Origin of the sequence: Haploplasma axanthum, from assembly GCF_900660745.1 — a bacterium.
In the GTDB taxonomy this organism is placed as follows: domain Bacteria; phylum Bacillota_I; class Bacilli_A; order Acholeplasmatales; family Acholeplasmataceae; genus Haploplasma; species Haploplasma axanthum.
The window spans coordinates 567190-582115 of record NZ_LR215048.1 but is presented as its reverse complement, the minus strand read 5'-3'; the positions used below and the strand labels follow the sequence as shown (position 1 = coordinate 582115).

Below are 14926 nucleotides of genomic sequence, written 5' to 3'. Positions count from 1 at the left end.
AGAATCTCAATCTTCTCATACTAAATCTACTTTTATAATTTTATCTTACCATATTGATACTTGCTTATCCTTCGGTATATACATTCCATCTGTTGCTTTTATTTTGTAATAATCACTAAAAGGTTTAAAATTCTTCAATTGAACAAGTCCTCTTAAGTAGCCAGGTGAATGAACATCAATATTAGCTAACAATTCAATGTATGAAGGATTTGCTTTAAATCTCCAAATGTGTGCCCATCCTTTGAAAAAGTCACTTGGAACGAATTCTTTATGCTTAATTCCAGCTTCATAAGCACATGATAAACCTGCAGCATCAGCAATATTCTCAGTAACTGTTAATTTACCGTTACATTTTGCATTTGAACCTGGAACTTCTAAGCCATCAAATAATTGTACCATCGCTTCTGAACGCTTATTAAATGCTTCGAAGTCTTCTTCTTTCCACCAATTATTAATATTACCAAATTCATCAATTCTTGCTCCATTAGTATCAAAAGCATGAGTTATTTCATGTGCAATAACTGCACCAATTCCACCATAATTTTCTCCCTTAGTTTGATTATAAGAATAAAACGGAGGTTGTAAAATTCCTGCTGGAAAAACAATTTGATTATTCATTGGTTCATAATACGCATTAACGACATGTGCACCCATATGCCAAATCTTTTTATCAACTTCTTTTCCATACTTAGAAAACTCGTGTTCAATTTGAACCTTATAGAATTCAATCATATTTTCAGCAAATGAAAGTTCTTCTTTTAAAACAAATCTTTCATATATAGGATTAACCTTATCTGGATAACCAATCATTGCAGTAATCTTTGATAGCTTAACCAAAGCTTTATCAACTGTTTCTTTTGAAAGCCAATCAATATTACTTAATCTCTTTTTATATACATCTATAAATTCTTGGACCATTGACTCAACATCTTTTTTAGCCTTTTCTCCAAAATATCTTTTCCCAAAATAAAGACCTACAACATCACCAAATTCTCCTGATAATGAATTAAATGTAAACTTATCAAAGTTTGTTGCTTCTTTTTGTCCTGTTAAAAGTAGGCTATATTCAGATCCTATAAGTCTTAATTCGTCAGTTCCAAAACCACTTACCGCTAATGTAAATACTAGTTTACTAACAAGCCATCCTTTAATCAATTCTAAATTACCTTCAATTAAATCATTTAAGTTATCAATAAACTTTGGATTAGTAACAATGACTTCTTTAACTTCAACACTTATAAGTGATTCAATTATTTTTTCTAGCGAAATCAGTTTTGTACTACGAGTTAATTTTTCTAACTCATAAGGATTATAAGATTTAACATAATCAGATTTTTCTTCTGATGTTTTCGTAATTGGAACTAATAATTTATCAAACTCTAATGCTTGATTTAATATTTTATCTCCATCTTTAATTTCTACTAAATCAAACAATCTATTAAGTACTTCTTTATACTTAGCAATTAACATTTCTCCAGTTTTAAAAGCAGGATTACTTTCATCATAATATCCTTTATCTGGTAAAATAATTCCTGGTGTTCCAAGATATAAAGTATTTATTGAGGCATTTTTCATATCACTTTGAATACCTAATGATAGAAAACTTGGAAAACCAACTTTAATAAACTCAATAATTAATTCTTGAAATGATTTATAATCATTTACTTTTAATATCTTATTAACATATTCTTTGATTATAGCATTTCCTTCTTTATCACGTTGCTCTTTATTAATAGCTTTTTTATATAGCTTAATAAAAACATCAAAAAGTTTATCATTGTAGACTTTTTGATCAACTCCATTTAAAGCGAATTCTTTCAAATCATTCATAAGTTTCTTTTCGTTTTCAATCATAATCTCAACAAAAGATCCAGTTAATGGTTTATCATCTGGAATTACTGCTTCGTCTAACCATCCTTGATTTTCATATAAATAAAAATCATCTTCTAATCTTACTTTACTCATTATGTTAAACACCTTCTTTTAATAAATTTCCTATATTATAACAAAAAAACCACAAAAAATGTGGTTTTAAATTTTTTTTATTCGTTTACGAATGGTAATAAGGCCATATGACGTGCTCTTTTAATAGCTATTGCTAATTGTCTTTGCCATTTAGCACTTGTTCCAGTAACTCTTCTTGGTAAAATCTTACCTCTTTCGTTAATGAAACGTCTTAATAAATCAGCATCTTTGAAATCGATGTGAGTAAATTTATTTTGTGTAAAGTAGCATACCTTGCGACGTCTTTTGAAGCCTCCACGCTTTTGTTGTTGCATGTTAGTTTTTCCTCCTTAAAATGGTAAATCTTCTTCTGCAACTAGTTTCTTACTAGTTTCATAATATTCATCATTAACATCATTGTTATTGTTAGTATTATTATCTGATTGTGAACCTTTAGTTTCTAAAAATTGAATTGAATCACAAACTACTTCAGTTATATAACGAGTACCTTGTTCTCCTTCAAAAGTTCTAGTTTGAATTCGACCTTGAATTCCAACTAAAGATCCTTGTCGCATATAACGTGCTAAATTTTCAGCTTGTTTACGCCATACAATGCAATTAATGAAATCTGCTTGTCTTTCTCCTGTTTGATCAGTAAATGTTCTATTTACTGCAACAGTGAAATTAACAAATGGAGTATTTGATTGTGTCACTTTTAACTCTGGATCTTTTGTAAGTCTCCCGACTAAAACAACATTATTAATCATTTTACTCTCCTTCTTTTACTACAATAAAACGAAGAACTTGTTCATTGATACGAACAAGGCGGTTAAATTCTGTAATAGCTTCAGTTGTTGCATTAACTAAAAGCCAAACATAATAACCTTTTTTATGATGATCTATTTCGTAAGCAAGATCTTTTAACCCAATTTCTTTAAGTTCTACTACGTCACTTTCGTGTGATGTGAAAACATTGTTAAAACGGTCAACGATTTGTTTAACCCCTTCACTCTCAACGTTTGGGCGAATAATATACATTACTTCGTATTTCTTTTTCATTATTTCTTCCTCCTTCTGGTCTATTGGTCTTTTGCAAGACAAGGACATATTTATATGCCTTTGTTATTATAACACAATAATTGTGTATATACAAACATTTATCACAAAATACTTAGAGTTTGTGTGGTTATACTATGATAATAAATTCGTATCATTTATTTTGCTTATGTTTAATATTTATATTAGCAAAATTAAAGAGCTTATTAAAATACTCTTTAGAAACTTTTTAAAAACGGATACCTCAATTTGAAGTATCCATTTTTTATATAATTCTATAATAAATCTGATAATTTATCTTCTAGACAACTTGAAAATTGGCTTGAAGGGAACCGATAATTGTAAAGTAACATTTGTCGATTTTTTCATCACTATAATCCATATTATTCCAAGTGAATTTGACTATTGTAGTTCCTGTAGCAAAACTAATATCATCCAAATCAGCTAAACTTATATTATCATCACCAATAATCACTTGAAATCTATCACTATGAAGTACGGTTTCATTTTGATCTAACTTATGCGATCTAAGTTGGAATCCCTTCTGGTTAATGGTTATGTCTAAATTTGAAAAAATTTCATTGAATGTTGATTCAACCATTAATTCTAAACTGAATACTACATATGTGATTTCATTATTAGTTGTTGCTTCAATCATTTGAATATTGCCATCCAGAAACCCATCAATAAATAAAACTTTTTCGTTGATACCATAAGTCTTGACCCTATGAGGCTTATTACACGAACTTAGCATAAATGCTGACATGAGCAAAACACAAAAAAGCGATTTTTTTAAATTATTTTTCAACAACAAATCCTCCTACTACCACGCCACCATTAAAGCCATTAAAATCATAAAACTTATCTGTCTTATAATGTCCATCCTTTAATATGAAGAATTCTTTATACGAATAAGTTGTCCACCATAAAAATTTCCCTGTTTTGACATATGTATTATATCCAGACACAAACATCGTATGTGATCCGTATGTTTGGTGCCCAAAAACACTCCATAATAAACCTTGACCTTTGTCAATTCTACTTGTAACTGTATTATAGTCCCAAATTTCTATAACCTTGAATCTAGTAGAATATCCATATTCTTTCATAGCGTAATCAAGTAATTTTCTAGATTCCCAAACGGTAAGTCCTTCAGGTCCACCATTAATCCTATAAGCTTCCTGTCTAATATCCGATAATGCCTTTGATATATTCTTATTATTTCTGACAGTATAATTTGAATCCTTAAGTTTTTTATCATATATTTTCGGTTCCAATATTGAAGCATCATATTTTATCTTACTTGAATATGGTATACGGCTAAAACCTCTGTTATTATACATATATTTGAGATAATTAAATGCTGATATCAATCCACAATTACCTTCAGAGTAACTAAAACCGTTTTTAGATTCATAATAAATTGAATTATCAGTTTGGAGTTCTCCATCCATATTAGTTACCCTCTTACTGACATTTAATTTATATTCCTTTCCATATCTATCGGCAACATATTTCGGTAAATCTGTAATATAACCACCACTATTTGTACCATCATATTTTGATATTTTTTCCATTTCGATATTGTTAATTACAGAATTATCTGTCAACTCTTTACCATAATAATTATATCCATTATGAATATCGTATTCAAAATCTTTCAATATCTCATCTTTGGCAACCGATTGTTCCGCAAAAAAACCAAATCATATATTGTAAGTTTATCACCTACAACAATATATCCGTTGTCATCATTAAAATCAATAAAATATCCTTCTTCAGTACCATTTTCTGTATGAATTAAAATTGGCTGCATGACACAAGTCTCAATAGAGATATCATACCCTTCTTCATTAGCAGCTTTACTGATTTCAGGCAAATTATCATTTATCCACATGGCTGATTAATATGCAGTACCATTTTCTAACAAATGGTTTGGAACCGTGAATCCCGAACAAAATATAAAAACGACTGAAGCAAAAAATAATAAAAATACTTTTTTCATAATCAATTCTCCTTTTATTTTTTATTTTGTATCTCAGCCATATTATATCATACGAATCTTCAAAGTCAAGACTTCCTAAAATTCACTGTTTATCACAAAATACTTAGACTTTTCTTTATTTCTTCTTCAATAAGTTTTTCAACTTTTTTAATATTAGCTAATCTATCATTATTCTCAAATATATGATGAATAATTTTAAATTCATCTAAAAATAAATAACCAATATAACACTCAAATTTATTTGTTCCAATATCATATGTAGGACCTGCATTACCAGTAACACTTATGTAAATATCTGCTTCTATTAACTTCTTTAAACCTAAAACCATTTCTGTAGCAACTTCATTACTTATAACTGTTTTTTCATCAATAGTTTTTGATTTTACTTTTAAGATATTTATTTTCATATCTTTTGTATAAGCAACAATTGATCCACTAAAGATACGACTTGCTCCATTATGTCTAGTAATACATTCGCTTAAATATCCACCAGTCATACTTTCAGCAAAAGCAATCTTCAAATGTTTTTCTTTCAAACTTTCAATTATTTGAATCATTATTTTATAACGACCTTGACAGTAATTTCTTGAGTTTTGTTATTAACATTTCTTAATACTTTCACACTATATTCTTGACCAAAAACCATATTTGAAACAATATTTACAAGATCATTTTGTGTTCTAACAGTTCTACCTTCAGCAGCAATAATTAAATCATATTCAAGTAATTGATTATATGATCCACGTGCCTCATCAGTTCCAACAACAACTAATCCATCAGTATGTCTAGCTATTTTATTCATTTCATCTTCACTTAATGTTTTATTAGTAATTAATGTTTCTACTTGACTAATTTTTACACCAAGTTTTGGAGTTTTAGTCATTGTTAAATATGTACTATAATTCACTTGTGTTTTTAAAACATTTATATTTAGACTTGTCCCAACTCTCTCAGCAAACAATCTTCCTTTAGAAGTATCATATGTTAATAATTTCGAAACATTTAATCCCATCAACTCGCCATTAAGGTTAAATAATGGACCACCACTATTACCAGGATTAATAGCAACATCTTGAATAAGTCCAAGTTTAGATACTGTTCTATACTGTTTTTCAGTTGTCGATAAACTACCAACTGTTACATAACCATTTAATGAATCACTCATTGGTGTACCAATAGCAATCGCAGTTTGACCTATAGAATATCCAATATTTTCATCATTATTAATAACTTTCGAGTTATAAACTTGATAATCATTTACTGATTCAAATCTTACAATAGACATATCATATAATGTAGTTGTTTGATAATCAAGGGCAGTAATATAGTTGTTTTTACCATTGAAAGATATTGAAATATTTTTTGCTTTCTCAACAACATGTTCGTTCGTTAAAACGTAATATCTATTAACGTTATTTACTACTTCTTTCTTAAAGATTATTCCAGAACCATGTCCTGTTTCAGTTGAAACAGTAACTGTTGAATCATATGCCTTATTAACAACATCAATTATTTTCTTTTCATAATCAACATTTGATTGATAAAGATTTGTAATTTCTAACTCATTCTCAAGATTTAATAATTCAGGAACCAAATAATTAATATTGTATGCATAACCTAATCCTTCAGCAACTATTTCTCCTTCAGATGTTGTCACGGTATTTTCTTTGTATAGATTAATCCCTAATAATTCACCATTTAAGTTAAAGATTGGAGCACCTTCTTGTCCTAAATTAAATTTACCATCATGCATAAATATTTGATTTGTAAAATCATTTTTAGACAAAGTTCCTTGATTCAAACTATTTACATATCTTGAATCAATTGTTCCAACAGTTAGAATCTTTTGACCGTTAACAAGTTCTATCCCTTTGCTAGAATTAATTACTGTACTATTATAAACTAAAATATCATCAGCAGTATTTAATTCAATAACAGATATTTTATCATTAATATTAATAAGGTTAAGATTGCTATACTCTTTTCCATTAACACTTATTATCATACCAATTGTTGATTCAAACTTTTTAGTCAAAATAGAGTATGTATTATTATTTTTTTTGTATACTAGTCCAGTAGCATATTCCACACCTTGGACAATTGTTGCAATACTAGGACTTACTTTTTTATTAACTTCAATTATTGCTTTTTCATATGAACTATAATTTGTTTCTTTATACTCATTATTATTTGATTCAAAGAAGCTATTTGGTAATTCAACAGATTGTTCATCAATTTTTAAACTATCTAATGAATTTGCAATTCGATCAATCTTAACAGCTGTATTAAGTCCTAAAACATTATATGTACCATTTAGAAGTTTAGTTTTATAATATTTCTTTTCAATATTTATACCAATCAACTTACCTTCTAAGTTAAAAACACCTGATCCTAATTCTCCAGCATTATTAGCAGCATCATGAGTAAATGCATAATCTTGAAGATTATTGTATGAAACTAGATTAGTTACAATCCCTGTTTTAAATGTATTAAAGTTATCTAGGTTTGCTGTTGTTCCAATTGAAGTTATCGTTTGGCCAATCTCAACTTTTGATAGTTTTGATGCATCACTAATCTCAGCAACATTTAATTTGAAATTAGATTTAAATTCAATTAGACCAATTCCATATTCTTCGTTATATGTATAACTAGTTACAACCTCAGATGTTGAGGCTCTTGAAGTTAAGACACGTAATTTTTTTCCGTTTTCAATAATTATATTTGCTGATGTAATAGCATAAAAAGTATCTTTTGTTAATCCTTTATCTTTTTTATAAACAACTGCCGATCCAATTGCAGAATTTTCATTATCAGAGTTTATTAAAGAAACTGTTGTAGAATTAATTTTATCCGCGTTATTAATAACTAGTTTCTCATAATCATCATTACTAGAATATTTAGCAGTATTACCCCCTAATAAACTTTTACAAGATACCAAAGTTATTACTAAAAGTAGTATACTTATAACTATAAATATTTTCTTTTTCATTATTTGTCACCTCTCAAATTAAATAGTTTAACTGCATTATTTGTTGTTACTTTTTTTACTTCATCAAAACTTATATTTTTTATTTCAGCAATTTTTTGCGCAACATAATAAACATTTGCAGGTTCATTTCGCTTACCTCTAAAAGGAATTGGTGTTAAATATGGACTATCTGTCTCTATCAACAGATTTTCTAACGGAATATTTTGAACAATTTCAACTAACATTTGGTTATTTTTAAATGTTATAGGCCCATCTACACCTATGAAGAATCCTAATTCAATCGCTTTTAAGGCATCAATATAATTACTACTAAAGCAATGAAAAACGCCTCTTACTTTGCCTTGATATTTTTTAACTATTTCATATGCTTCATTAAATGAATTTCTTGTATGAATAATAACAGGAAGATTTAATAAAATTGCTTTTTGAATTTGTTCTTCAAAAATCTTTTCTTGTAATTCTCTATTGTCATCAGTCCAATAATAATCTAGACCAATTTCACCAACAGCAATAACTTTTTTATTATTATAAAGCCCATTTAGCTTCATATGATCAGAATCATTAACATAACCCGGATGAATTCCTACAGTTGCGTATAATTCTTGATATTTTGTAGAAAGTTCAATCGCTTTTAAACTTGTTTCATGATCCATTCCAACAACGATAATTTTTTTAACTTGATTCTCTTTTGCTCTTTTAACTACATCATTAACATCATCATTATACTCCGAAACATTCAGATGAGCATGTGTATCTATCATACAATCACTTCCATATTAATAATTATTATATTTATTATACCCTTTTTTATTGTTTTTTTGGTTAATAAAGCCTAAAAAAATAAATGCCTAATTTCTTAGGCATCTAAATTTATAATTATTTATTAATTATTTTAAAATCTTAACAACTGAACCTGCACCAACTGTACGTCCACCTTCACGAATTGAGAACTTAGTTCCTTCTTCGATTGCGATTGGGTGAATTAATTCTACGTTTAATACAGTATTGTCTCCTGGCATAACCATTTCAGTTCCTTCTGGTAAAGTTACAACACCTGTAACGTCAGTAGTTCTGAAATAGAATTGAGGACGATAGTTTGAGAAGAATGCAGTATGACGTCCACCTTCTTCTTTTGATAATACGTAAACTTGTGCTTCGAAATTAGTATGTGGGTTAACTGTTTTAGGTTTAGCTAATACTTGTCCACGTTCAACGTCATCACGAGAAACACCACGTAATAATGCTCCAATGTTGTCTCCAGCTTCTGCATAGTCTAATAATTTTCTAAACATTTCAACACCTGTAACTGTTGTTCCTTTAGTATCTTTAATACCGATGATATCAACAGCATCACCAACTTTAACTTGTCCACGTTCAACACGTCCAGTAGCAACTGTTCCACGTCCTGTAATTGTAAACACGTCTTCAACTGGCATTAAGAATGGTTTGTCAGTATCTCTAACTGGGTTATCGATATATGAGTCAACAGCATCCATTAATTCTAAGATTTTTCCAGTCCATTTAGCGTCACCTTGTAAAGCTTGGAAAGCTGATCCACGGATAACAGGAATGTCATCGCCTGGGAAATCATATTCGCTTAATAATTCACGAACTTCCATTTCAACTAAGTCTAATAATTCTTCATCATCAACTAAGTCACATTTGTTTAAGAATACAACTAATTTAGGTACCCCAACTTGACGAGCAAGTAAGATGTGTTCTCTTGTTTGAGGCATAGGGCCGTCTGCAGCAGAAACTACTAAGATACCACCATCCATTTGTGCAGCACCTGTGATCATGTTTTTAACATAGTCAGCATGTCCTGGGCAGTCTACGTGAGCGTAGTGGCGTTTATCTGTTTCATATTCAACGTGTGAAGTATTAATAGTAATACCACGTTCTCTTTCTTCTGGTGCTTTATCGATTGCAGCATAATCTTGTTTTTGTGCATATCCTTTTTCAGATAATACTGATGTGATTGCAGCTGTTAAAGTTGTTTTACCGTGGTCAACGTGGCCAATTGTTCCAACGTTAACATGTGGTTTAGTTCTTTCAAATTTTTGTTTTGCCATTTTTATTTTCCTCCTATTTTAGGTTTTTATTTTTATTATATATGTCCATCTATTATTTTATAATATATTGTCTTATTTTGCAACAATTAATTACCGCTACGTTTTTTTATGATTTCTTCAGCGATTGATTTAGGTGTTGGTTCATAATGTGAGAATTGCATTCCTGATGTAGCACGTCCTTGTGTATTTGAACGTAATGCAGTTGCATATCCAAACATTTCTGATAAAGGCACAGTAGCTCTAATAGCAACAGCGTTCCCTCTACCTTCTTGGCTACTTAAACGACCACGACGAGCAGTTAAGTCTCCAATCACGTTACCAACATAGTCATTTGGAGTTACTACTTCAACGTCCATGATTGGTTCTAAGATTACAGGACCACCAACATTTTTAGTTTCTTTTAACGCCATTGATGCAGCAATTTTAAATGCCATTTCAGATGAATCGACATCATGGTATGAACCATCAAATAATGTAGCCTTAATATCAATTACAGGATATCCTGCAACAATACCTTGTTCTAACGCTTCATCAAGTCCTTTACCTACTGCTGGAATATATTCTCTTGGAACAACCCCACCAACAATTTTGTCAACAAATTCAAAGCCTTTACCTGGATTTGGTTCAAACTTAATCCAAACGTGGCCGTATTGTCCACGTCCACCTGATTGACGAACGAATTTACCTTCAATTTCAGCAGTTTTGCTGATTGTTTCACGATATGATACTTGAGGTGCTGAAACATTTGCTTCAACTTTAAATTCACGTCTCATTCTATCAACAATAATATCTAAGTGTAACTCACCCATACCAGCGATAATTGTTTGACCAGTTTCTTTATCAGAATAAGTTCTAAATGTTGGATCTTCCTCAGCTAATTTAGATAAAGCAATCCCCATTCTGTCTTGGTCTTGTTTTGTTTTAGGTTCGATAGCAACGTTAATAACTGGTTCAGGGAAATTCATTGATTCTAAGATAATATCATCTTTTTCATCAGTTAATGTATCTCCAGTTGTAGTATCTTTCAATCCAACAACTGCAGCAATATCTCCAGCGAATACTTCATCAATTTCAGTACGAGTGTTCGCGTGCATTTGTAGAATACGTCCAAATCTTTCTCTCTTACCTTTTGTTGCATTATTTACATATGATCCAGCTTTAACTGTACCAGCATAAACTCTAAAGAATGTTAATCTACCAACATAAGGGTCAGTCATAACTTTAAATGCTAATGCAGTAAATTCTTCATCATCAGATGTAATTCTCACTATTTCATTTCCTTCAGAGTCGTGTCCAACTACTGGTGGAATATCAAGTGGTGAAGGCAAGTAGTTAATTGCAGCATCAAGAACAAATTTAACACCTTTGTTTTTAAATGCTGAACCACATAATACTGGGAAAAATTCAACAGTTAATGTAGCTTTTCTAATTGCTTGTTTTAATCTTTCAGCAGAAGGCATTTCACCTTCTAAATAACTCATCATTAATTCTTCATCAAAGTCAGCTACACTTTCAACAAGTTCAACTCGCATCTTGTTAGCTTTTTCAACTAAATGACTTGGAATTTCAATTTCATTATAAGTTTCTTCTGGATTACCATCGAAATGATAAGCTTTCATTTCAACTAGATCAATAATTCCATCAAAATCATTTTCAGCACCAATTGGCAATTGAATTGCATTAGCTTTAGCGCCTAAACGATTGTGAATTGTTCCGATTGCATGTTCAAAATCAGCACCGATTTTGTCCATTTTATTAACAAAAACAACTCTTGGAACTTTATACTCTGTAGCTTGACGCCATACAGTTTCAGTTTGAGGCTCAACACCTGCTTGAGCATCTAGAACTGTAACAGCACCGTCAAGTACACGTAATGATCTTGATACTTCAACAGTAAAGTCTACGTGTCCTGGGGTGTCAATAATATTAAATCGATGATCACGCCAAAAAGCGGTTGTAGCAGCTGAAGTAATAGTAATGCCTCGTTCTTGTTCTTGTTCCATCCAGTCCATTTGAGCACCACCATCATGTGTTTCCCCTATTTTGTGGATTTTACCTGTATGGTATAAGATTCTTTCTGTAGTTGTTGTTTTACCCGCATCAATATGGGCCATAATCCCAATATTACGAGTTTTCTCTAAAGATATACTACGTGGCATATTTCATTTCTCCTTCTAACAGATTACCAACGGTAATGTGCAAATGCTTTATTAGCTTCTGCCATTTTGTGGGTATCTTCACGTTTTTTAACTGATGCTCCTACACCTTGTGATGCATCAATAATCTCTTTTGCTAATTTTTCTTCCATTGTTTTTTCATGACGAAGTCTTGAGTATTTGATTAACCATCTTAACCCTAAAGTTTGACGTCTGTCACTTCTTACTTCGACTGGTACTTGGTAGTTTTGTCCACCAATACGACGTGCTCTTGTTTCAAGAACAGGCATTATATTGTTTATAGCTTCGTTAAATACTTCTATTGCATCACGTCCAGTTGTTTCTTGGACTCTTGTAAATGCACCATATAAAATTGATTGTGCTGTACCTTTTTTACCATCTAACATAATTTGATTAATTGCTTTAGTAACTAATTTTGAATCATAGATTGGATCAGGAAGTACATCACGTTTAGCGATATGTCCTTTACGAGGCATTTAGTTCACCTTCTTTCATAGATTTTTAAATTTCTTATATTTTTATTTTAATTATTTTTTCTTAGCTCTTTTAGCACCATATTTAGAACGAGCTTGTTTACGGTTTGCAACCCCAGCTGCATCTAATGTTCCACGAACTATATGGTATCTAACCCCTGGTAAGTCTTTTACTCTACCTCCACGAATTAATACAACACTATGTTCTTGTAGTGAATGTCCAATTCCTGGGATATAAGCTGTAACTTCAGTTCCATTTGATAATCTAACACGAGCATATTTACGTAAAGCTGAGTTTGGTTTCCTTGGTGTCATTGTTGTAACACGAGTACAAACCCCACGTTTTTGAGGTGATGTATAGTCACTTCTCTTTTTTTGAATACTGTTATAACCGTATCCTAGTGCTGGTGATTTTGATTTATCAATTTTATCTTCTCTACCATTTTTAATCAATTGTGATATCGTTGGCATTTTGGTTTCTCCTTTCCAAACACACACCCATGTGTTTCATTTTCTTTCCAAAAATAAATTGGTAATTCAATTACCAACATATTTATTAAATGTACGTCATTTTCACAACGTTCTTATTATAACATTTTAAAAGATTATTTGTCAATCATTTATACTAAAAAATTTCTTTTTAGATTTTTTACTAACATAAACATTTATTTGTTTTTTCATCACTGTAATCTCAACTTCACCGATACAAGCTTTTTCTCCATCAGTATTCCAAACTATATCAGATGATGTTGATATTTTATAATAACTTGATTCAAGTTGTACGTCACGTTTTCCTTTTTTACCACCAAATAGGAAGAAACTTGCAAGTTTTGTTAGTTTGAAAAATTTTCTAGATCTAATAAGTCTAAGTTCAAATTTTCCATCATCTAATTTAGGCCTTGAGAAATTCTTAAGGAAAAATCCACCTACTCTTCTAGAACTTAATCCTAAAACAAGCATAAATTCACCACTAATTTCGCCTTCATCATGAACAACATTCATCTTCATTCGATAGTTTTTCATAATATCTTTTGCACCTTCAGATAGATACGCAAAATAACCAAACTTCTTAACTTTACTTCTTGGGATGTCATAACTAATTTTTGTTAAAATTCCAGCGGCAGTTGTATATAAAAAATATCGATCATTAAGTAAATTAACATCCATGCCCACAGGTTTTGTTGTAGTAATAATATCTAATGTTTTCTTTATCTTTTTACTTATACCTAATATTGCAGCAACATCATTTGCTGTACCACTTGGTAATACAGCAAGTGACGGCCTTTTATTAACTCGCATTAATCCATTAACAACTTCATTAATAGTTCCATCACCACCTGATACTAAAAATACATCGTACTTGCTAGAAAACATTGTTGCCTTATCTTCTAAATCTTTCGGTGATTTGGAACTATATATATCAAGTTCTAAACCTTTATTCTTAAAATAATCCTTAATATATGGTATCTTCTTATAGAATTTTCCCTTACCACTTACTGGATTATATAAAAGTAAATATTTCATAATACTTTTCCCCTACCTTCTATTTAATTTACTGCTTCACTACTTTCTTTTTTTATTCTTTCGTGTAGTAAATTAATCAATATTGCACCCATTGCATTACCAATTACCATCAAAATAAAGTATAGCACAACTTTTAAACTAATTGTTTTTGCTAACATAAAATACGCTATATTGGCAATACAATGCTCAAATCCTGCAACTATGAACACAACAACTGATAAAATAACAATTATATTTTTACCAAAATCACTTTTGATATTATAAAATCCATCAACAGCAGTATACATTAATATTCCACAAAAGAATGATAATCCAATTATTTCATACCATGTATTATCAAGTTTATGATCAACAGCTACTTTAGCCAATTCAGTTATATTTGGTACTCCTGCTAAGAAAATCATTAAAACAACAATCACTATACCAACAAAGTTTCCAGCAAGTGTTTGCCCAATCATTTTCAGTCCACCTTTTTTATAAGGTAATAAATATCCAATTTTCCCAGTATATAAGTAATACCCTCTGTTACAAATAACTAATAATGCTAAACTAAATAATAACGCACCAATTAATTTACTTCCAGTCATATCACTGACAACTAGATATGTAACTCCTGCAATCGCGATATATATACCTGATAATATCGCTTTTAAAAAAATACTATGTTGTTTATGCACTTCTATTCC

Annotated in this window: 16 protein-coding genes; all 16 read right to left on the bottom strand. The window is 30.4% G+C overall.

Annotation, left to right across the window (positions count from 1 at the left end; translation table 11 throughout):
* Positions 1 to 45: 45 nt before the first annotated feature.
* Positions 46 to 1965: a M13-type metalloendopeptidase gene (locus EXC62_RS02805; protein ID WP_052589926.1), complete on the bottom strand. Its 1920-nt coding sequence runs from the start codon at positions 1963 to 1965 to the stop codon at positions 46 to 48.
* A gap of 77 nt (positions 1966 to 2042) precedes the next feature.
* Positions 2043 to 2279, bottom strand: coding sequence for a 30S ribosomal protein S18 (rpsR, locus tag EXC62_RS02800; RefSeq protein WP_026390668.1), 237 nt, complete (start codon positions 2277 to 2279; stop codon positions 2043 to 2045).
* A gap of 15 nt (positions 2280 to 2294) precedes the next feature.
* Positions 2295 to 2711 carry a single-stranded DNA-binding protein gene (gene ssb, locus EXC62_RS02795; protein WP_026390667.1) on the bottom strand — a complete coding sequence of 139 codons (417 nt, stop codon included), beginning with the start codon at positions 2709 to 2711 and terminating at the stop codon, positions 2295 to 2297.
* 1 nt (position 2712) lies between these two features.
* A complete protein-coding gene (rpsF, locus tag EXC62_RS02790) occupies positions 2713 to 3003 on the bottom strand; it encodes a 30S ribosomal protein S6 (protein WP_035375764.1) in 291 nt (96 codons plus the stop codon).
* Between the two features lie 298 nt (positions 3004 to 3301).
* A complete protein-coding gene (locus EXC62_RS02785; protein WP_129747462.1) occupies positions 3302 to 3766 on the bottom strand; it encodes a hypothetical protein in 465 nt (154 codons plus the stop codon).
* Positions 3767 to 3797: 31 nt separating this feature from the next.
* Complete coding sequence (locus EXC62_RS02780; protein WP_026390664.1) at positions 3798 to 4664, bottom strand: hypothetical protein; 867 nt, start codon at positions 4662 to 4664, stop codon at positions 3798 to 3800.
* Positions 4661 to 4879, bottom strand: a complete 219-nt coding sequence (locus tag EXC62_RS02775; protein ID WP_162140232.1) for a hypothetical protein — start codon at positions 4877 to 4879, stop codon at positions 4661 to 4663. The genes EXC62_RS02780 and EXC62_RS02775 overlap by 4 nt, the downstream gene beginning before the upstream one ends.
* Positions 4880 to 5097: 218 nt before the next feature.
* Positions 5098 to 5562 carry a CinA family protein gene (locus EXC62_RS02770; RefSeq protein WP_162140231.1) on the bottom strand — a complete coding sequence of 155 codons (465 nt, stop codon included), beginning with the start codon at positions 5560 to 5562 and terminating at the stop codon, positions 5098 to 5100.
* Positions 5562 to 7994, bottom strand: coding sequence for a trypsin-like peptidase domain-containing protein (locus EXC62_RS02765; protein WP_026390663.1), 2433 nt, complete (start codon positions 7992 to 7994; stop codon positions 5562 to 5564). Before EXC62_RS02765 ends, EXC62_RS02770 begins: the two co-directional genes overlap by 1 nt.
* Positions 7994 to 8755 carry a TatD family hydrolase gene (locus tag EXC62_RS02760; RefSeq protein ID WP_026390662.1) on the bottom strand — a complete coding sequence of 254 codons (762 nt, stop codon included), beginning with the start codon at positions 8753 to 8755 and terminating at the stop codon, positions 7994 to 7996. The genes EXC62_RS02765 and EXC62_RS02760 overlap by 1 nt, the downstream gene beginning before the upstream one ends.
* Positions 8756 to 8881: 126 nt before the next feature.
* Entirely contained in the window at positions 8882 to 10066 is a 1185-nt protein-coding gene (tuf, locus tag EXC62_RS02755; RefSeq protein ID WP_026390661.1) for an elongation factor Tu, read from the bottom strand.
* 86 nt (positions 10067 to 10152) lie between these two features.
* Complete coding sequence (gene fusA, locus EXC62_RS02750) at positions 10153 to 12225, bottom strand: elongation factor G (RefSeq protein WP_026390660.1); 2073 nt, start codon at positions 12223 to 12225, stop codon at positions 10153 to 10155.
* Between the two features lie 23 nt (positions 12226 to 12248).
* A complete protein-coding gene (gene rpsG, locus EXC62_RS02745) occupies positions 12249 to 12719 on the bottom strand; it encodes a 30S ribosomal protein S7 (protein WP_026390659.1) in 471 nt (156 codons plus the stop codon).
* A 51-nt stretch (positions 12720 to 12770) separates the two neighbouring features.
* Positions 12771 to 13187, bottom strand: a complete 417-nt coding sequence (gene rpsL / locus EXC62_RS02740; RefSeq protein WP_026390658.1) for a 30S ribosomal protein S12 — start codon at positions 13185 to 13187, stop codon at positions 12771 to 12773.
* 141 nt (positions 13188 to 13328) lie between these two features.
* Complete coding sequence (locus tag EXC62_RS02735; RefSeq protein ID WP_162140230.1) at positions 13329 to 14240, bottom strand: diacylglycerol/lipid kinase family protein; 912 nt, start codon at positions 14238 to 14240, stop codon at positions 13329 to 13331.
* Between the two features lie 23 nt (positions 14241 to 14263).
* Positions 14264 to 14917 (bottom strand): formate/nitrite transporter family protein, encoded by a 654-nt coding sequence (locus EXC62_RS02730; RefSeq protein WP_026390656.1) that lies wholly within the window; start codon positions 14915 to 14917, stop codon positions 14264 to 14266.
* Positions 14918 to 14926: the final 9 nt, after the last annotated feature.

What these genes read in the sequence shown, in the direction of transcription:
- fusA (WP_026390660.1), bottom strand. Translation starts at nt 12,225, where the DNA reads ATGCCACGTAGTATATCTTTAGAGAAAACTCGTAATATTGGGATTATG.
- EXC62_RS02760 (WP_026390662.1), bottom strand. Translation starts at nt 8,755, where the DNA reads ATGATAGATACACATGCTCATCTGAATGTTTCGGAGTATAATGATGAT.
- EXC62_RS02805 (WP_052589926.1), bottom strand. Translation starts at nt 1,965, where the DNA reads ATGAGTAAAGTAAGATTAGAAGATGATTTTTATTTATATGAAAATCAA.
- ssb (WP_026390667.1), bottom strand. Translation starts at nt 2,711, where the DNA reads ATGATTAATAATGTTGTTTTAGTCGGGAGACTTACAAAAGATCCAGAG.
- tuf (WP_026390661.1), bottom strand. Translation starts at nt 10,066, where the DNA reads ATGGCAAAACAAAAATTTGAAAGAACTAAACCACATGTTAACGTTGGA.
- EXC62_RS02785 (WP_129747462.1), bottom strand. Translation starts at nt 3,766, where the DNA reads ATGTCAGCATTTATGCTAAGTTCGTGTAATAAGCCTCATAGGGTCAAG.
- EXC62_RS02770 (WP_162140231.1), bottom strand. Translation starts at nt 5,562, where the DNA reads ATGATTCAAATAATTGAAAGTTTGAAAGAAAAACATTTGAAGATTGCT.
- rpsL (WP_026390658.1), bottom strand. Translation starts at nt 13,187, where the DNA reads ATGCCAACGATATCACAATTGATTAAAAATGGTAGAGAAGATAAAATT.
- rpsR (WP_026390668.1), bottom strand. Translation starts at nt 2,279, where the DNA reads ATGCAACAACAAAAGCGTGGAGGCTTCAAAAGACGTCGCAAGGTATGC.
- rpsF (WP_035375764.1), bottom strand. Translation starts at nt 3,003, where the DNA reads ATGAAAAAGAAATACGAAGTAATGTATATTATTCGCCCAAACGTTGAG.
- EXC62_RS02765 (WP_026390663.1), bottom strand. Translation starts at nt 7,994, where the DNA reads ATGAAAAAGAAAATATTTATAGTTATAAGTATACTACTTTTAGTAATA.
- rpsG (WP_026390659.1), bottom strand. Translation starts at nt 12,719, where the DNA reads ATGCCTCGTAAAGGACATATCGCTAAACGTGATGTACTTCCTGATCCA.
- EXC62_RS02735 (WP_162140230.1), bottom strand. Translation starts at nt 14,240, where the DNA reads ATGAAATATTTACTTTTATATAATCCAGTAAGTGGTAAGGGAAAATTC.